The organism is Paenibacillus violae, assembly GCF_032461945.1.
Lineage (GTDB): Bacteria > Bacillota > Bacilli > Paenibacillales > NBRC-103111 > Paenibacillus_E > Paenibacillus_E violae.
The window spans coordinates 32396-51406 of the sequence record NZ_JAWCUD010000018.1; the positions used below are offsets into that span (position 1 = coordinate 32396).

Here is a 19011-nt window from a genome sequence, read left to right on the forward strand (position 1 = left end):
TGTACGCCTCTTTTTCGATTTTTGAAAAGCTTAACTAGCCCTAATCAATTTTGTAAAAGTATGGTCCGCACATTGATTCATGCGTGTATACATACGTCCATGTAAAACTCTTATCAAATAGATATATATCTTGCTCATAATCAAAATCGGAGGCAACAATATCACTAGCGTTATTATATTCAAATACAATATCAGGTATATTTTGATACATGACAAATAATTCAGTTTTAGTTACAGCATCAAATGCATTTCTCGCTGCTTCTTTTTCAATACAATTTTGCTTCTTAAAACTAAAAATATGCCACTTATACTGATCATAACGAATTTGCCTTTTGGTCTCGTCGCTAATATTCTTTGCAAATACGCTATCCCATTTATCCATAATTCCATGCTCTTTATCTAGTAAAGTTACAATAACTACCCCTTTATCTTGCATGGTTTTAGTAAAAAGATATTTTTGGCGGATTTCTTCAATAGACCAGTAGACTTTCACTAATTCTTCATCAGGTAAACTGTCTATCATTTGATTAATATCTTGTCTATACATATTATAATTCATTAAAATACCTCACTTATTTAGCTTATATTTGAACAATATTTATACCGAAATGGGAGAACGTGGTTGCGCTACGAGCAGCCCCTCATTGCTGCTTTTTCTATTCTCGCTTTATTATTGTTATAATTGGAAAAGGAATACTTTGGAATCAAGGAGGATATAATGATGGCTTGGTCTGAACTGAAAATGATACCGAACGAATACAATGATGAAGTCAAGGCAATTGACGAATCCCTTATCCGACTACTAACTGAACGCAAAGCATTATCTAATGGTAGGCGACTCATTCCCTCTAGAGAACTTGTACAAGAATGGTCGAACCAATATGGTCTAGACATTCCACAAATCAATTGGTTGCTTAACAGTCTTAATTCAAGCAGCACTCCAATTATGCTTAACGAATCCGGCGAACTTTTAAACGTCCTACCTATTATGAAGAAATCCATAGTTGATGGTTTTGAATATTCCCTAACACATTCCATGCAGCATGAAAACAGCAGCATTGTATTTGTTGAAATACAGCAACTTCAAAACGACGTAAACACTGGTTACATACGTCCCCAACTGCTGCTCGATATTAGCGGCAGTCAACAATACAACGTCCACAGGAATGGTTCTCATGGCGGTGGTGGGCATACTCAAATAACTTTTTTAATTACTCCACGCTTACCTGACAATATGAATGATGTCCGTTTCGCTTTGATTCCTTATGCACCACCAATGGAAAGTTCACCGAAAGAAGTTATCTTGGATCAAGATGTTCAATTTGATTAAGCTATTTATAGGGATAAAGCACTTTTCACCCGACATTTTTTGAAGCTATATTCCTTATACTTCTTGTATCGGATTAGGCCGAACAGAATAATTAGTCTTTTCTAGGAGCGAAAGAACCACTTGATTATGATTCTCCCCTCACTCTCTTAAAGGGTATACAAGTTGTATATCCTTATTTTTAACCAAACCTTCGTATATCGCATGATTATGGTCTGCACCTACGATACACAAGAATCGTTTCCCTGGATGTTTATTAATAGCGTTATTAATTCGTTGAATCATTATTAGATGTCTACACTCCCATCGAAATACATGTGACTCAGGGTTAATTTGCTCTAACCATTTGTATTTTTGTTTCGTTATATTGTCGTATTCTATTGAATTGAAAGGAATAGCACTGGAATGCCAAGTGGAAAGTTGTCTTTGAAACCATTGCTCTGATACAGCAATCAAAGCACTTCGTTGTACCTCACTATGATTCTTGAATGGGTCAAAATCCATCCAAACATCAAGTTCCACCCAATCAATAGGTACAAAATCAACCTTCAACTCTTCGCATAATGGAAAAATTAGATCCCAGTACTCGCTTGCTGGTTCGCCCCAATATCCTCGATGTGAGGAATCAGTTTTGTATTTCTCCCAACTGTCGGGAAGTACTTCACCGCATATTACATCTGGATTAAATTCTAGAATTAACTCTCTTATTAATTCCAAAGTTAAATGGTACCTCTTCCGTAATTCATTGTCATGAACTACTCCTAAGATTCCTACCGTTGACATGATTCCCCCAATTTAGTCCACAAATTGTTGACTGTAAAGGCTTGTATATATAACTAAACATACTACTCTCGATAAGATTCTCCAGACAAATTTATCATCTATCTAATTAGATTAATATCTAATTACAAAATAATGGAATATATTGATTTTGTCAACTGCGATTTATACTTTCCCAACTAAACTGTAACCTAAAAAGGCTGCCGATTATGGGCAGCCTCTTCCTGGATGTGTATGGAGCTTTCGTTATCCGATAGTTGAATGAAATATTACCACTTCACTATGTATCCAGCTCTTCTAAGATAATGCTTTGTAAAAGGATTTAAATTCTCTATTGGTTCTTCCAAATAAAAATATTTTAGTTCATGGCTTTCATTGTCATTTACTTTAGGATTACCATGTACATTCTGGGCTTCATAAATTGCCATAACATTATAGATTTCATCACCATGAGGATACTTATAGTACATATCCTTTCCCGATAAAATCGTTATGAATTTGAAGGATTCCGCAACCAATCCTGCTTCTTCATAAAGTTCTCGAGCTGCTGCTTCTTCTAATGATTCGCCTAGTTCCAATGAGCCTCCAATGGTTCCCCAATCATTACTATCGGTTCTCCTTTGGAGTAATAATTGCCCTGCTTGATTAAAAATTAGTACACATGACCCAACCATTATTAGCGGGCTTGAGCCAACAAAGTTTCTTAAGTCCATTATATATCCCATGAATTGTCTCCTTTGTCTTTTACCCTTCGTTAAGTTAATCAAACATAATTAATGTATTCACGAAGACGAATTCGTTATCCTGCCTGGTATCATGAAAAAAGCGGCCGTTTATGGTCGTCTGATTAATCTGTATGAATTGAGTTATCGTTACCCGTTAATGATGGAGTCTTAAAAGGAGTTGTCGGAAATGAAAAAAGATGCATCTTAGAATGTATTGGCTGTCGCCTTTGGCTTCGCTCATACATTCTAAGATGCATCCAATTCATTATCAATCGTCTAGCTTATCATTTTGCAACAAGATATGAGGCTACCTCAGCCAACCGTGAAGCATAACCCCATTCGTTGTCGTACCAAGTAGCGACAGACAATAGTTCACCTTGTACTTGGGTTAAAGGCAAGTCAATAATCGAAGAATGGGGATCAGCTACGATACGGGACGAGGCCCATTCCCCTTCCAAAACATCAAGAACTCCCTTTAATTCGCCTTCTCTTGCAGCTTCTCGAAACATATCGTTAATCTCTTGAACGGTGCATCGTTTTTCCGTTATTAAATTAAGTTCTGCGATACTCCCAGTACGGGTCGGAATCCGGTAGGCTTTGCCTGTGATTTGCAGGTCATTCCAAATGAATTTCAGAGCTTTGGCTGCACCTGAGGATGACGGAATGATGTTCTCGGCTGCCGCCCATGAATCCCGTCGGTCTTTCATCGGCTGATCCGTCAACGATTGCGTATTCGTATACGAGTGTATCGTGGAGAATAATCCGTATTGAATGCCATAGTTTTCTCTGACCAATTTGACTACCGGTGCAAGCGCATTGGTCGTGCAACTCGCCATGCTAATGATTTTATGCTTTTCCGGATCGAAGCTTTCTAAGTTAATTCCTTTAAGAAGTACTGCGTCGCAATCTTCTAAGGTTTTGCTCGGGCCGCTGACAAGCACCCTTTTGGCGCCTCGCTCCAAGTGCAGTTCAGCTACTGATCGCGTAACGGCTCGTCCGGTACAATCAATGACCAATTCCACGCCTAACTCACCCCAATTCGGCAATTCTGCGACCGAATTCAAATAACGAATTTCTCGGTCGCCGATTACGATTGCGCCTTCTTGAGCAGATACTTTCTCATGCCAACGTTTGTAATTTGTATCCACTTCAAAAAGTGCGGCAAGCGTAGCTTCGTCTTTAATATCCGAAATGGAAAAGGGGACAAACAAATTTTGTTGCAACGCCGCCCGAAGGAGCTGTCTTCCGATACGTCCAAATCCAAAAATCGCAATTTTACCCATAATAGCCTCCATATATATAGTTTAGTTATTATCTTCACTACTCATTAAGCCGTTGTACCTGATTAATCCATTGCACAAATGATTGAACATAACGCTGTAAATATTTGCGAGTCGTATCATCTGTGAGCTTACGAGTATTTGAATCAATCTTGTCCGTGATTTGAGAAATATACATTTTTTGAGCAGGCATCACATAGGACTGGATGGCATCCAACGTTTGTCTGATTTGCTGCTGCGAAAGAATCGTCCCTTTTGCGCCTGGTGTTGCGCCTATCACACCTGAAGGCTTATGAATTAAGACGGCTGTTTTGGTAGGTGTAGATGCCCAGTCCAGTGCATTTTTCAGTACTCCCGGTATCCCTGAGTTGTACTCCGGGCTAACTATAAGAATGCCATCCGTCTTCTGAATCGCCTCGCGATAATGCTTAACCGGACCTGGCCCTTCTCCATGATCCAAATCCGCGTTATAGAGGGGAAGATTAGCAATCGATATGTTTTCATATTCCACGGAATCTACAAGTTCTGGAATCGAATTCGCAATCATCTGATTAAAAGAGTTTTCCCTCAAACTTCCTACAATAATCCCTATTCTTATTGACATCAGCCAACCTCCGGAATTCATTCTCATATAATCATACAATACTTTCCATATTAAGTGTGGGATAACTTTAGTTTAGGTGCCGCGGCTATATAACCAGTCTGGTTGCCAATCTCAAAACTATCTTAATTTACTTATTCTTAAATTTAAGATATTTGAGAAAAAATTATTGATCATTAGCTACTTTTTTATCAAGAAGTTTTTTAGGTGTAATATCGTTCCCTAATTCATCCATTACAGACACATTCAGAAGCGTTGTTAATAGTTGCCCGCGTAAAATCTGTAAATACTGCGTCCGAAGCGCTGCTTGTTCCGCTTCCTCAGTATCAGATAGACCTGAACTGTGCTCAATTCTACTCAGTTCATTAATACGGTTCAAAATTGGAATCATTCCCATTACCTCCTTGAAATCGATTAGACAATATCTTAAATTCGTTTATCTTAATATAAAGATATTAGATATTAAGATAATTGTCAATAGCTTGCTTTCAATTAATTTGATTTCCGGTTCAGTGATCAAGATCAAAAGCTGTCTTTGATGTTATAGCGATCTAGTATCGATTCAAATTGTATGCCGACTCCCGTTGTATTATGATTTAACTATATTTCTCCGTTTAGTGTTCCCATTTATTGAATCTACAACTTTCCCTGTTGTATCCAAGACCAAATTCGGTAAGACCCGAATAGTGCAATTAATCCAAACTATTCTTAGTCCCATATTTGGTTTAGACATGCCCCACCTCCATCGTCGGTCGTTGATTAATTATACACTCCCAAGTATCGTAAGTTCCGTTATCCTCCCTTTAGCTCAACTAAAAAGCAGGGTCGCTGCGAGGACTGCTTGGGTTGTTCTAATCCAGCTATCGTTCTTTCGTTAGTTTAAACTTGATCAATGGTTTGGATTCTGAAAGTTATTCGTTACTAACATATCCCAATACCCTTCCATTGACATTGGAGAAAGGCAAAGAACCAAAAATTTGACTGTCAATACTTCTCCACCACGTATCACCCATAACAAAGAGATGCCCTTCAGGTACTCTAACCTTATTCATTTCCATGCTAAAGTATTCTTTCATGGTTTTTTGGCATGATTCATCGCATAGAGCTGAGCCTGGTTTGTTAACTGTCATAAAATACTCATTTTCTTCGAGCCCCCAACTCAGGGCCTTACCATAAAAGGTATCTAACCTTTTATCATTAACATAAACCTGACCTTTCTTTATTTCAATCACTTCGCCTGGAAGAGCAATAACCCTTGATATGTTAAACTCAGGCGGATTTAGCCGTGGATACTTGTTCGTATCAATTGCAGGAGTTTTATAATAAATTACATCACCGCGATTATATCCATTCTCCTTAAAATAATTCGGGTCAACAGCTATCTTCCCTTTGTCTTTGGAGATGTATTCTAAGTTGTGACGCGCCATTCCATCGTTATGATTTTCAATAGCAATTAGGCCCTGTTTCAATTCAACTCTCTTTGGCAACTCTAGAGTGATTGAGTCAGTAATGCTTTGTTCACTGCAGCCAAGAACAAACAGAAAAAAGAAAACAATGACTAATGACTTCTTCATTGGTATCCCCCCTAATTTAGATAATACTCAATTATGGAGGAGTTTCTCTAATAAATTCCAACAATCTTATGAAATTCCACTCATAATCAATGTTTACGTTAAAGGCTGCCATTTATATCGGCAGCCTGGTGTCGTTGTTCTATCGTTCCCCGTTAATTGAATGAAGTCGGGACGAACGACGAACGCCTGCCATCATTGTTTTAAAGGAGATGATGAAGAGGATTCCGTGTTGGTATCGTTTGAAATAAGTTCATTATTTCATTGACTGCTCTATTCTCCCGTTTTTAGCTCGGATTCTTTAATTTCCCTAACCCTTTGCACGATCTTATCCTTGAGAATCTCAGATAGTGAATAAACGACTGGTGCCGAAGGAATGTCGAATTTCAGATGGGAGTGAGGAATTTCCGATAGCAAAGTACCTAACGGATTGCCTTGCCTGTCACGGACCACGTTCCAAAATATTCTCGATCTGTTATCTTCCGTACCCCATTTCTCAAGGGAGTTTCTGAAAATCAAGCACTTTGCGATGACGAAATCGTTCTCCTCAAGCTTCTCCATCGCACTATAACCGGCACTTTCCAATTGTTCAAATATAGCCGGCATCAGACCGTCCAAATAAAGGCCGTAAGCCGCATCTTCTATTTCCGCAAAAGCTGCCGTCAAGTCCTTATGCATCGCTTCGTACAAGGGCTTCCATTCGGACTCAATATAACGATTGGCCGCTTCACCCATTTCTTTTATTGTCATGTCTTGGCGGAAATTCGGAAACTGTTTATTCATACACTTTCGCCTCCTTTTCATCATTGCAAATAAATTGTACATCATACAAGCAAATTGAAAGGTTTATCGAATAATAAGAAGGAGAGTCTTATGAATTTCCAGAAAACCTTACAAGTAACTTTAATTCTGATTTTTTAGGGGAGATCACAATTTGAAAATGCGTCCCAAAAAAATGGCAGCAACATTCATGATTAGCCCCAGCACCATACGTAACTATGAAGCCAATGGCCTCATCCCTCCTGCGGAAAGATCAGCGAACGGCTATCGTTTTTATTCAGACGTGCATGCAACTTACTTGGCATGTATTCAAGCCTTGGCCCCGGCATTCGGGATGGAAGTGACAACTGAGGTGCTTCATTATCTTCAGCAGGACAAGATACATACCGCTTTGTGGGCTATCAGGGAAAAGGAAGTCGTTTTATACGACGATAAAGAGAGATTGGAGAAGTTGATCGAGGATATTCGGCTACAAGCGAATGAAAATATATCTCCATATGCCAAAGAGCGCTTTACCATCAATGAAGTATCCGAGTTGACGAAAATACCTAAATCAACGATCCGTTATTGGGAAAAAGCAGTTATGTAGCAGCAGACCGAGATCCTGAAAACCATTATCGTTGTTACGATGGAGGTCATCTGCAAAAAATGAGGTTGCTCCAAGTGCTGCAAAACTCCGTTTATTCAGAGGAAACCGTGAAATATAAGCAGTCGATTGCCGCCGCCGAACATGTGGATCTCCAAAGTATCATGAAGCTGGCCGAGAATATCCGGACTTACCTAGATAAGAGGATCGATTCTCAAATGTGTGGAATATCAAGGTTATACAAATTAATTCAATTGATAAAATCACCGATCTAACCCAGTCGAAAATCAAACATTAGTTATCCTCCCGTTAGTTTAATCCCTCGCCCCTTCCGCAGGCTTAACTAATAACTAGCAAGCTCATTAAATACACAAAATGTAATAAGCGTTCGCCCAGTTGGTTGGGCAGGATGGATCATGAAGATCAGCTTCTCCGATCTTTCCACCGACTCTTCAGACCTTTCGCCCAGTAGGTTCTATGGTTGCAGCATCAACCCATTCAGTCTTAACCTTATCTAGGTCAATAGCAACAACTCCATATCCTGATTATACGGCAATTACAAATTAAGCCTATCAATTGGCCAAATAAAATAGGAAAACTCCTTTAAATACTTAAATATACTTAAAAATTACTTTGATATACTTACATTTTATGATAAAATCACTTATAAGAGGTGATAATAATGTATCAAGAAGAACGATTATTGAAAATACTCGACTATATTAGTGAAAACCATGCAATGAGTGTTATGGATATCTGCTCTCTTCTAGATGTATCTAGGGATACGGCCCGCAGAGATATTGTTAAATTAGTACAAGAAGGGGTTGTTATTCGTACACATGGAGGTGTCGCTTTACCTCAATTGAAGAAGGAAATAGCCACCTATCAGGAACGTTTAATTGACGAAACAGACAGTAAAAATAAAATTGGGAAGATAGCAGCTAAACTAGTTCAAGATCGGGAAACAGTCATTTTCGACGTATCAACTACGGTACAGTCTGTAGCAGAACAAATTTCAGCTAAAAATATTACAGTTGTCACACATTCAATAGATATTGTAGGGATTCTCTCAGGACGGGAAGATCTGCAAGTATATGTGCTCGGTGGCTATTTACATACCAAAAATCGATTATTATATGGACCTTCCGTCATAGATAAGCTAAGAGAATTAAGAGCTGATAAGGCATTTATCGGAGCTACATCTATCCAAACTGATGGGCTTTACTTTCCTTACGAAGATGATGTATCTGTAAAAAAAGAGATGGCCCGCAGATCGGATCAGGTAATCGTCGTGGCTGATTTTACGAAGTTTACAAGCAAATCGGTTTATCGTTTAGATTTTGACTTAGTGGATATTTTGATTACCGATCAAGAGGTGCCTAACGAAATAAGAGAAGTACTCCATAATAAAAATATAGCGATTATTCAATGTGAAGAGAAAGACAAAGACAAATACGAGGAGGATAACAAAGATGAGTCTTAAAATTTTGCACAACGTAAACGTGATTCAACCAGACGACCTTGTTCTACCTGCCACACTTTGGATAAGAAACGGAATTATTGAAAAGCTAGAGAATGGTCTTTCTTCTCTTCCGGAGGGCGAATATGAACTTATAAATGGCCAAGGACATTTATTGATACCTGGTATGATCGATGTGCATATCCACGGTGCTAACGGGCTCGATATGATGGATGGCAGTGTGGCGAGTATTCAGGAGGTTTCGCGTGCTTGTGCTGAAACGGGCTGCACCTCGTTTCTGGTTACCTCCGTTAGCTCTACAATTGAAGAATTACTAGCCATGATTCGTAGTGTGAAACGTGTAATCGGGCGTGAAGTCGGGGCCAAAATTGCTGGGCTTCATCTAGAGGGCCCTTACCTGAATAAGAAGCGCAAAGGTATGCAAAATGAACGGTTTTTACGACATCCGAATCTTACTGAAATGAAAGAAATATTTAACGAAGCAGATGGACTGATTAAGATGGTTACAATAGCCCCAGAATTACCTGGCGGGATGGAGCTCATCTCTTTTCTGAAAGAAAATGGCGTCATAATTGCGGTTGCGCATTCGGATGCCACATACGAGGAAGCAAAACAAGCCTTTGAAGCCGGAGCGAGTCACGTTACGCATTGTTTCAATGGCATGCGTCCGATTCATCATCGTGATCCCGGTCTGGTTGTAGCCGCTTTTGAAGAAGAACATGTAAGCCTCCAAGCGATAGTGGATGGTATTCATTTGCATCCTGCGATCGTTAGAATGATGCATCGTCTGAAAGGACCAGATGGCATGGTACTTATCACAGATGCTTTGCAAGCCATGGGACTAGGTGATGGGAATTATGTGTTTGGTGGACATCATGTTACGGTTTCCAAGGGTGTAGCTCGACTAGAGGATGGGACTTTAGCCTCCAGTACGGTTACGATGAATGAGGCACTTCGTCTTACCGTAGAAACCGGCATTTCTTTAAAAGACGCGGTTCAAATGGCTTCAACCACACCTGCACGAATATTAAACCTTGATACCCTAGGCAGAATCTCCACGGGCTTTGACGCTGATCTTGTCTTGTTAAATAAACAATTCCAAGTGCAATGGACAATGATTAAGGGCCATATCATCTAATTGTTACCTTATTTAGGATAAGGTTCACCGTATTGTATCGAAGGATAAAGTTCGATTTGACCATGATAAATGGCACTGCTATCTCCACGATTGGTTTGCCTGTAATGGCACTCCCATATTTTTTGATTCTATTTTAACAATGTAAGTATTTCTTTTACAGAATTATCAACAAATACTCGATCAGGACGAGATTTCATGAACACAGTAAGTCCTATTAACGATACGACTAGTGTCTGCGCTAAACCCTTTGCGTTAATACCGCCATCAAGCTCACCTGAGCTCAAACCTCGTTCAATCGTTTCTTGGAATATTACCGAGAGATACATCTGATGTTCTCTTGTTAGGATTTCAAATTTCTCATCATGAGGCGCAAGTTCCACCATCGAATTGATGCAAAAGCACCCCCAGTTCGGACTTTTTTCATATTCTTTTGCCACCATATTTTCAAAAAAGGTACGGAATGCCTCTTTAACAGAAGAACTGTTTTGAAGATTGGTGCGAACATAGACAGCATGGGAACTCGTATATTTTCGCAACGCAGCTTCAAATAATCCTTTTTTGTCTCCAAAGGTGGCGTATATGCTTGGACGCTGAATGCCCATTCTTGATGTCAAATCGCTTAAAGAGGTAGCTTCGAACCCTTTTTCCCAAAATAGCAGCATAGCTGCATCCAATGCTTTTCCCTCATCAAATTCGCGTTGTCGAGCCATAGCAACCCCCTCTTTTTCATATCGAACGGTATGGTATAATTTTATTATGTGAAGATTATCCTGTCAATAAGATTAGGTTTTTTACAACGCTCGCTCCATTCCAGCTACCCCTCTGCAGTAATCTCTTGACAGTTATCTTTTTTTAGAGTTATATTTATCAGACAACATTTCATACCGATCAGTATATTATGAATCAGATAAACATAAATTTAAGGGGGCGTTATATTTGGGGAAGCTTGTTGAAGAATCGAAAGTCCTTACCGCGGATTATACAAGTAAACACGTTGAACCAGCTCAAAAGGCGCTTATAGCAGCAGAATCAGCGCCCGCATCTTTAATGTCTCGCAATGTTGCACTCTTATTCGCGATCGCTTGCGGACTGGCAGTCGCCAACATATATTACGCACAACCCTTGCTGGACGCTATTTCAAGCGTGTTCGGTATTACTCATTCATCCGTCGGCATTGTTATTACAATCACTCAAGTTAGTTACGCACTTGGACTGTTATTGCTAGTGCCCCTCGGCGATTTATTAAATCGACGTTGGCTGATCGCTGGACAGATGCTAGTATCCGTGTTGGCTTTGATTGTGGTTGGCACCGCCCCCACTAGCATGGTGTTATTCATAGGCATAGCCGTGGTTGGATTGCTTGCCGTAGTGACACAGACGCTCGTTGCATTCGCGGCAACTTTGGCTGCCCCAGCCGAACGTGGGCGTGCCGTGGGTGTTGTGACAAGTGGAATCGTAATTGGTATTCTACTGGCGCGAACTTTCGCTGGCGTATTAACGGATTTAGCCGGTTGGCGTTCTGTCTACCTTGTCTCTGCGTTATTAACGCTAATCATGGCATGTGTATTGTATAGGGTACTGCCGCATTATGAGCACAAAAGAGAATCATTATCCTACCTACAGTTGCTTCGCTCGCTGCTCACATTGTTCGCACAAGAACGAATCCTGCGAATCCGTGCTGCACTAGCCTTGATGATTTTTACCGCTTTCAGTATATTCTGGACTTCCCTAGTGCTGCCTCTCAGCGCTCCTCCGCTTTCTCTTTCGCATACTTCGATTGGAGCGTTTGGTCTCGCTGGAGTTGCTGGAGCGTTAGCAGCAGCGCGAGCAGGTCGTCTTGCCGATCGAGGTTTAGGGCAGAGGACCACAGGCGTGGCATTGATTCTGTTGCTTATATCATGGTTGCCAATCAGTTATACGCAACATTCGCTTCTGGCATTAGTCGTCGGTATTGTCCTTCTTGACCTGGCAGTACAAGCCGTACATGTCACCAACCAAAGCATGATCCTTACTTTGCGCCCTGAGGCACGCAGTAGGCTTACTGCTGGTTACATGATTTTCTATTCCATTGGTAGCGCCACCGGGTCAATCGCATCTACCAGTATCTATGTTTACTCAGGCTGGAACGGAGTGTGCTTGATAGGTGCAATTGTCAGTGCTTTAGCTCTTCTATTCTGGGTAGTGACCCATCACCTTAAATAATAAAATTCGGGCTCGGTGTGTTTGAAGGGCTTCAACTCTTTTTAAGATGATTAAAAATTAGTTTTTCTACAAGATGAAATAGTATTCCAGAGATTATTCCTACTACTAATCCTGTAAAGATATACGTTCCTAAAAAATTTTGACTAGACCCTGGTACTCCTCCGATCAAAAGTCCGAAAAAGAATCCAGTAAGTTTATATTCACTTGAATTACCTTTACGCACGATTACATCGTAATTGTATGCATGCCAGATAGCAAAGCTATAAACTGCTGGGAAAAATATGGATGGGTTTTCTGCAAAAATCGAATTTGCCTTTTGAAAATTTCCTGCAAAGGCATAAAAAATACAGTTATTCAGATTTGAGAAAATCATGAATATTCCAGTATAGACCATAAATAAGATTCCTATAATTTTGTTGCCTAAATAAAGATGACCTAAGCCTGGCATAGCAATAGACCAAAGCAATGCAAAAATTTCACTTCTATGAGTAGCTTGTTCATTGATCATTTGTATTGGCATCCTTCCCAATTTTCTCAGTTATAGAATACCCAAAATAACCCTGATAAATGTAACCAGGGCTTGGGATAAGGTTTTTAAGCTCCTATCCAATATTTTTCTTAGCTTGTTCGAGTAAATTGGATACATAATTGGCTTTTTCGTCCGAATAAGACAGCAGTGTAGTATATCCTTTTTCAATTGCGTCAAGTTTTCTTTCACAATATTGCTTGGCTACATGTGGGTTTTCTCGCAAGTAATTTCTTATGAGAAGATTATTTACCCATTGCTCGCTATTCCAAATGACGACAGCAAGATTATAGGCATTTTCTTGGCGTTTTCGAAAATACAGCCTTCCCTTAACACCAGCTTCTCCGAACCCTTCATATCCAAGTTGTGTTAGTTTATTAGTTACGGAATTGCTCAACTCAAGAGTTTTCACGCCTATCAAAACATCAATAATTGGTTTTGCAAACATACCGTGTACCGAGGTACTGCCGAAATGCTGTATGTCGATCGCATGATCTCCGAAAGCTTTAATAAGATTTATTTTTTCGTTTTGAAATAAGGCAATCCACTTTTCATCATAAGGAATTACACGAATAATCTCATCAATTCCCATCCCCTATATCACTCCCTCTATTTGGTCTAGTTTTTAAATGTATCATTCAATCCCTGTATTCAAAATCCTAACTTCAAACTGTGGTTCGATCAACAAGCGAGAATAAACCTTTCTCCATTCCAACGTTTTCCATAGAGCTGGTTGAAATGCTTTTAACTCCTTTCCGATGCCAAGAACATCCGAGTTCGCCTCTTGTATTTTTTTTATCGCATTGGTTGCCAATTCATTTAAATGATTACTTAGTGCTTTTTCCATTTCATTGACGTATTCAGTCTTAAGACCAGAAAGCTCTTCTCCAAGTTCGGTTGCATATATATTCATTTTTACCTTAATCGTAATATCCGGAAGTCCACTCAACTGTTGATGTGCGATGATTTTGCTGTTTATTTTCTTGATAAAAAAAGCGTAATCCTTGTCATCCAAGTGACCCGTCCTTGCAACCCGCCCATAGTTGAATTTGGATGAAAATCCCTTTAATTTCTGCACAGCATTCCCGTTCCCTACGAGAAACATTATGCTTTGAACTTGTTCATTATTAAGCCTAATACCTGTGCTTTCGCTCTGACGAAATAATAAAGCTCCATTTAATTCCATCCGAGAATTGACATGTTTGATTACAGGTAATGCAAAATCATTTAATGGCTCTTCCTTAGATAAAAGAAAATCCATCATCGTAACGTTGGGAACAATACCGTAGGTTTCTAAAGATTTCACAAAATCATTTAACAGTTTTGTTTTATCCGTGATGGTGCTGCTATTAAACTGTTTGAAAAATGGCGAATCTTGATCGTCAAAAATGACTACCGGCGAATTAATGGTTGTAAATGGCGTATCCAGCAAAAAGGAAAGCTCACGAACTGGTTGATGTGCTGCAAAACTTTCGCTTAATAAAAACAATCTTGTATTAATCCCAATAAAGGGACCCTGTTCTTTATATAACCCCTTCCCAACCGCTCCGATTACCTTTGAATCTGAAATCTCTGTTGATTCCGAAACAGAAATACCGCTTCCTTGCCCAGCCCTACTTAATTTGGTTACAACAAAGTTCAGCAATACTTTGCTGCTCTTCTCATCATAATCGATCCCTGCTATATCAACTATTTTAAGGTTGCGCAGCGGTAATCGGTCCCAGCAACCGGTTAGAAGTAACAAGATCACCATGCTTCCTACAACCCTCTTCATCTTGCCCCCACCTTCCCCCGAGTTATCGAAATTAACAGAAGGAGTGACGGTATGATGGCAATAACGATAAGTGTAGCAAAACTATGATAGTTTGAAAATTGAAAGATAACTTTGCGGTCTGATCCAAATAGACCTAATCCGAAACAAAAGATCCCTAATAACCAGACGATGACCGCGTGGTTCCCCTTCTCTTTTCCAAAAGTAAAAGAAATGTATCGGGCTGCCAAAAACAAATAGACATAGGCTGTTACAGTCGTAACCGAAAGCCAAATTGTCATGAATACGATATCTAAACTTTGCACGACAGGCCATTTAAATTGGCGGAGTATAAAGACCATAGGCTCAGGGATTACTCTAAGCTGATTTTCACTGAAATTAAACGTTACAATTATAGAGATTAACATATAAAAGAGAGTGGTACATCCATTAGCGGCAGTCATTACAAGAAAGACATCTTTCTTTTTTCGGTAACTTAAGGTTGGAAAGACATACAGAAGAAGCTCATAACCAGCATATGCCCAAAAGGCTGGCAGAGCATCCTTCATGATGGCTCCCATCCCATGACTGCCGATTGGAAAAAAATGACGAATGTCCCCTTTTCCTATTCCACTGATAAAAATGATGACCATGGCAATAAAAAACATAATCATGATGTTCTGTGTAATTACAGCAATAGACCGGAGTGAAGAAGAAGCGATGAACGCAGCGATTCCGACTGCGATCCCAACTAGAACTAACCAGGGCGTTCTAATCAATACCCATCTGCTTAACACATCAGAATAAGAAACAATGACCATTAGACTGGACTCGGCACAATATAACCCTATGACCATATTCAGAATAGATCCCATTACCTTGCCAACAATGTTATTCATATATTGAGGCAACGCCCGATCGGCGTATCTCGCACTAAGGCAATAGATAATTGTGATAATCGCTTGCGCAATAACCCCTCCGATGAATACAGATATCCATGAGTCATAACCTGAGTGTTTGGACTCTGCAAAGGGAATTGATAAGACGGATACACCTACTTGAGTTAAAATAATGAGATTAAAAAGCTGTGTTAAAGAAAGCTTCTTAAGGTGAATCATTCATTTTTACCCCTCTGCACTCGGATTCTCGTTTTATCTTTGGACAAGCTTTCTTTCGTACGTTCCCTTAGACTCTTAATAGGTCCTCGGAAAAAGGTATCCATAATTGTACTTTTGTTGAATCCACTATAAAAGTAGGGGAGTCCCATTGTGTTTAAACGCGCTAAATGCGTCAGCACAATTAGGTAAGATAATTCTAAGCCAATTAATCCAAAGGTTGCGGCCATTAGAATGATAGGAAATGACAATAAACGTGCGGCACTGCTCATTTCATAAGACGGAATACTAAAGGACGCAACAGCCGTAAAGGCAACGATGATGACCATCATGGTGGAAACCAGATTTGACTGAACAACAACAGTTCCGATGACTATACCGCCAACAACACCAATGGTTTGGCCTATAGGACTTGCTAATCTTACAGTCGCTTCTCTTAATATTTCGAGCGTGACCAACATGAATATCGCTTCGAGTACCGGAGGCATGGCAACGTATTGCATAGAGCTTTGAAGAGTTAATGAAATTTCAAAAGGAAGCATACGTGGATCAAATGTGACTAACGCAACATACATGCCAGGCAAGCTCATTGCAATAATAAAGCTTAATATGCGAAGAAACCTGAAAGCACTGCCAAGTAACCAACCTATTTGATAATCATCAGGGGATTGCAAGAATGCCCAGAAGGAGACGGGAGCAATAATGCAATCCGGCGAACCATCGGTTAAGATCCCTATTTTTCCATTCATTAAATATGATCTAACACGATCTGGTCTCTCCGTAATCATCAATTGTGGAAACAGGGAGAATTTCCGATCCTCAATAAGTTCTTGAATAAAGCCTGGTGCTTCAACATAATCGATGTCGATAAGGCCAATTCTACGCTCAAACTCTTGGATCACTTGTTCGTTAGCAAGCTCTTGCAAGTACAGTAAGGCGACTTTCGTATTCGATCGTCTGCCAAGACAATAGTATTTGACGACGAGATCTGGTGTGACAATCATTTTGCGCAGCAAATTAATATTTGTATTCACATTTTCGATCAACGCTTCATTAGATCCGCGCAGTACTCGTTCATTTACGGGCAGGTTAACGGCGCGCTCTTTTTTCGCTTCCGTTCCAAGTAAGTAAAGCTTCACTTCTCCATCGACTTGAAGCACCGTTTTACCTTCCACAAGTGCATTCACCGCATCACTCAGTAACTCCGTCTCCTTAAATTCCAAGACAGACACAGTTTCACGAAGATTGAGGACTCCCGTTTGCTGAAGCAAGGGTCGAATGACGTGCTCCTGCACCACTGCAAGTTCAATCATTGTATCCAAATAAAAGAGCCGATAACTACAGTTACCGATTTGAAATGTACTCGATTTAAAGTCAGCGCTATTGAAAAGCATATTTTGCAGCAACTTTTCGTTGACGTTTAGAGATGGATCGACTTTCATTTGAGCTCCCTCTCTTCTTTGAATGGAAAGTTTCGGTTATTTTTCCCTTTTGCCGCTTCTTATATTCCAATTTTTAGTAAGAAGAAATTGAACGTCAAACTAAATCTTAATAATGCATGAGAGCTTGTCCCCCTTCATCCTTCTTCTGCCATCAAATACCAACAAATCTTTTGCATTTCTCCTCCCCATGCGTTACTATTTTTATATCGACAAATTTGCAGGTCTATATAAGGAGGTTAGCACGTTATGTGCCCCCGCACCAAAGAACAAAATGAGCTCATACGCATACAGCGCAAAGAACAGATCCTGGACGTCGCCGCGCTCTCCTACTTTCGCACGGGCGGCAGCTTTGATATTCGCGACGTCGCCCGCGAGGCTGGCCTTGGTTACGGGACCGTATACCATTATTACCCCAACCGGCATTTATTAATAGAAGATGTGTTAGAAAGCGGCTTCGAGCGGTGCGAGCAAGTGATCGCAAAATGGGCGTCCACCAGCGGCGGCCCCTGGGATGACAGCCAGTTGTTGACGTACTGTAAAACGCTGCTTCAGCTGTGGCAGTCAGATGCCCGCGCATATCTCGTCTACAAAATGGCGGCGGAACATTATGCAGGCTTGCCTGAAAGGGATCGACAACACGCCAAAAGAAAATTTATGGAACGGCTGTATGTTCCACTCCAAGCGATCGCCCAGTGCGAAGACGACAGCCTCGATCATATGCTCGCCGTGCTGGTCGGTTGCTGTGGACTGCACTACTATGCGGGCAATTCCAACCTGGACGTCGATCGAATCGCCCGAATCGCTATGCAAGCTATTACAAAGGAGTCCTGATACGAACATGGTTATTTTAAAAAGCAAGCATGAAATTGAGGCTATCCGTAAGGCATGCCAAGTGGTGGCTGAATGCCATCGTACAATCGCTCCGCTTATCAAACCGGGTATTACCACCAATGAGATTGATCGCATATTCGAGGACATTATGTTGAAGCACGGTGCAAAGCCATACCAGAAAGGCTATAAGGGCTATGCCTATGCGACCTGTGCCTCCGCCAACGATGTGATCGCACATGGCTTCCCTAGCAATAAGCCACTTGAGGAAGGCGATATCGTGACGATCGACACGGTCGCTGAGCTCGATGGCTGGCTAGGCGATTCGGCCTGGAGTTATGCGGTCGGACAGATCTCGCCGACGGCCGAGAAGTTGATGCGTGTCACGAAGGAATGTCTTGATCTGGGCATCGGGCAGGCGCGGATCGGCAATCGACTCGGCGACGTGACGAGCGCGATTCAGCGGCATGCGGAGTCACACGGTTTCGGCGTCGTACGCGACCTTCTCGCCCATGGCATCGGCCGCGATCTGCACGAGGAGCCGACTTATATGCATGTCGGCAAGCCTGGAAAAGGCCTTCGTATCAAGGAAGGTATGGTGTTCACGATTGAGCCCATGATTACCGAAGGCAGCTACTTCATGACAATCGATCCGGACGGCTGGACCGCACGGACGATAGATAACAAGCTCGCTGCCCAATACGAGCATACGATCGCCATCACGGCCGAAGGTCCACAAATTTTGACCGCGCAATAGAAAAGTTAGAGGTCGACCAACGAAATCGCCGACTTCTAAATACAGGAAAAACCCTCACCTCTAATAGGTAAGGGTTTTTCCTGTTGCATCTTATTTTCAGTCCGTTCACATATCGATCTTCGT

General features: G+C 40.8%; 22 protein-coding genes. 8 read left to right on the top strand and 14 right to left on the bottom strand.

The features are described 5' to 3' along the window. Positions 1–40: 40 nt before the first annotated feature. Entirely contained in the window at positions 41–559 is a 519-nt protein-coding gene (locus RQP52_RS33620; RefSeq protein ID WP_315955881.1) for a DUF4275 family protein, read from the bottom strand. 162 nt (positions 560–721) lie between these two features. Between RQP52_RS33620 and RQP52_RS33625 the strand changes: the two genes are divergently transcribed. After that, entirely contained in the window at positions 722–1330 is a 609-nt protein-coding gene (locus tag RQP52_RS33625) for a hypothetical protein (protein WP_315955882.1), read from the top strand. Positions 1331–1468: 138 nt separating this feature from the next. On the opposite strand, the gene RQP52_RS33630 is transcribed toward RQP52_RS33625, so the two are convergent. The 7 genes from RQP52_RS33630 to RQP52_RS33660 all read right to left on the bottom strand — a co-directional run bounded on the left by RQP52_RS33630 (position 1469) and on the right by RQP52_RS33660 (position 7067). Beyond that, entirely contained in the window at positions 1469–2110 is a 642-nt protein-coding gene (locus RQP52_RS33630) for a hypothetical protein (RefSeq protein ID WP_315955883.1), read from the bottom strand. Between the two features lie 266 nt (positions 2111–2376). Next, entirely contained in the window at positions 2377–2832 is a 456-nt protein-coding gene (locus RQP52_RS33635) for an NUDIX hydrolase (RefSeq protein ID WP_315955884.1), read from the bottom strand. 284 nt (positions 2833–3116) lie between these two features. Then, positions 3117–4115 carry a type I glyceraldehyde-3-phosphate dehydrogenase gene (locus tag RQP52_RS33640; RefSeq protein ID WP_315955885.1) on the bottom strand — a complete coding sequence of 333 codons (999 nt, stop codon included), beginning with the start codon at positions 4113–4115 and terminating at the stop codon, positions 3117–3119. A gap of 37 nt (positions 4116–4152) precedes the next feature. Then, positions 4153–4716 carry an NADPH-dependent FMN reductase gene (locus RQP52_RS33645; RefSeq protein WP_315955886.1) on the bottom strand — a complete coding sequence of 188 codons (564 nt, stop codon included), beginning with the start codon at positions 4714–4716 and terminating at the stop codon, positions 4153–4155. 163 nt (positions 4717–4879) lie between these two features. Continuing rightward, positions 4880–5104, bottom strand: a complete 225-nt coding sequence (locus RQP52_RS33650; protein ID WP_315955887.1) for a DUF896 domain-containing protein — start codon at positions 5102–5104, stop codon at positions 4880–4882. Between the two features lie 520 nt (positions 5105–5624). After that, on the bottom strand, positions 5625–6287 hold the full coding sequence (gene lepB, locus RQP52_RS33655) for a signal peptidase I (protein WP_315955888.1): 663 nt from the start codon (positions 6285–6287) through the stop codon (positions 5625–5627). A 270-nt stretch (positions 6288–6557) separates the two neighbouring features. Continuing rightward, the gene (locus tag RQP52_RS33660; protein ID WP_315955889.1) at positions 6558–7067 is read right to left on the bottom strand and encodes a DUF6022 family protein; all 510 of its coding nucleotides are present in this window, start codon (positions 7065–7067) and stop codon (positions 6558–6560) included. A 157-nt stretch (positions 7068–7224) separates the two neighbouring features. Here RQP52_RS33660 and RQP52_RS33665 point away from each other — a divergent pair, with 157 nt between their 5' ends. From RQP52_RS33665 to nagA, 4 genes are all read left to right on the top strand, one after another. Beyond that, a complete protein-coding gene (locus RQP52_RS33665; protein WP_315955930.1) occupies positions 7225–7653 on the top strand; it encodes a MerR family DNA-binding transcriptional regulator in 429 nt (142 codons plus the stop codon). 59 nt (positions 7654–7712) lie between these two features. Continuing rightward, on the top strand, positions 7713–7925 hold the full coding sequence (locus tag RQP52_RS33670) for a hypothetical protein (RefSeq protein ID WP_315955890.1): 213 nt from the start codon (positions 7713–7715) through the stop codon (positions 7923–7925). Between the two features lie 407 nt (positions 7926–8332). After that, on the top strand, positions 8333–9133 hold the full coding sequence (locus tag RQP52_RS33675; RefSeq protein ID WP_315955891.1) for a DeoR/GlpR family DNA-binding transcription regulator: 801 nt from the start codon (positions 8333–8335) through the stop codon (positions 9131–9133). After that, positions 9123–10268: an N-acetylglucosamine-6-phosphate deacetylase gene (gene nagA, locus RQP52_RS33680; protein WP_315955892.1), complete on the top strand. Its 1146-nt coding sequence runs from the start codon at positions 9123–9125 to the stop codon at positions 10266–10268. The genes RQP52_RS33675 and nagA overlap by 11 nt, the downstream gene beginning before the upstream one ends. Positions 10269–10396: 128 nt before the next feature. On the opposite strand, the gene RQP52_RS33685 is transcribed toward nagA, so the two are convergent. Continuing rightward, a complete protein-coding gene (locus RQP52_RS33685; protein ID WP_315955893.1) occupies positions 10397–10978 on the bottom strand; it encodes a TetR/AcrR family transcriptional regulator in 582 nt (193 codons plus the stop codon). Positions 10979–11315: 337 nt separating this feature from the next. On the opposite strand from RQP52_RS33685, the gene RQP52_RS33690 reads away from it, so the two are divergent. Next, the gene (locus RQP52_RS33690; RefSeq protein ID WP_315955931.1) at positions 11316–12470 is read left to right on the top strand and encodes an MFS transporter; all 1155 of its coding nucleotides are present in this window, start codon (positions 11316–11318) and stop codon (positions 12468–12470) included. Between the two features lie 31 nt (positions 12471–12501). Here RQP52_RS33690 and RQP52_RS33695 read toward each other — a convergent pair whose 3' ends face one another. The 5 genes from RQP52_RS33695 to RQP52_RS33715 all read right to left on the bottom strand — a co-directional run bounded on the left by RQP52_RS33695 (position 12502) and on the right by RQP52_RS33715 (position 17303). Next, a complete protein-coding gene (locus tag RQP52_RS33695; RefSeq protein ID WP_315955894.1) occupies positions 12502–12978 on the bottom strand; it encodes a hypothetical protein in 477 nt (158 codons plus the stop codon). Positions 12979–13072: 94 nt separating this feature from the next. Next, positions 13073–13588 (bottom strand): GrpB family protein, encoded by a 516-nt coding sequence (locus RQP52_RS33700; RefSeq protein WP_315955895.1) that lies wholly within the window; start codon positions 13586–13588, stop codon positions 13073–13075. A gap of 42 nt (positions 13589–13630) precedes the next feature. After that, positions 13631–14770 (bottom strand): Ger(x)C family spore germination C-terminal domain-containing protein, encoded by a 1140-nt coding sequence (locus RQP52_RS33705; RefSeq protein ID WP_315955896.1) that lies wholly within the window; start codon positions 14768–14770, stop codon positions 13631–13633. Continuing rightward, complete coding sequence (locus RQP52_RS33710) at positions 14767–15864, bottom strand: GerAB/ArcD/ProY family transporter (RefSeq protein WP_315955897.1); 1098 nt, start codon at positions 15862–15864, stop codon at positions 14767–14769. Before RQP52_RS33710 ends, RQP52_RS33705 begins: the two co-directional genes overlap by 4 nt. Then, positions 15861–17303: a spore germination protein gene (locus RQP52_RS33715; RefSeq protein ID WP_315955898.1), complete on the bottom strand. Its 1443-nt coding sequence runs from the start codon at positions 17301–17303 to the stop codon at positions 15861–15863. Before RQP52_RS33715 ends, RQP52_RS33710 begins: the two co-directional genes overlap by 4 nt. Before the next feature lie 246 nt (positions 17304–17549). On the opposite strand from RQP52_RS33715, the gene RQP52_RS33720 reads away from it, so the two are divergent. Together RQP52_RS33720 and map are read left to right on the top strand one after the other, a co-directional pair. Continuing rightward, positions 17550–18134: a TetR/AcrR family transcriptional regulator gene (locus RQP52_RS33720; protein ID WP_315955899.1), complete on the top strand. Its 585-nt coding sequence runs from the start codon at positions 17550–17552 to the stop codon at positions 18132–18134. A gap of 7 nt (positions 18135–18141) precedes the next feature. Beyond that, positions 18142–18888, top strand: a complete 747-nt coding sequence (gene map / locus RQP52_RS33725) for a type I methionyl aminopeptidase (RefSeq protein WP_315955900.1) — start codon at positions 18142–18144, stop codon at positions 18886–18888. Positions 18889–19011 lie beyond the last annotated feature (123 nt).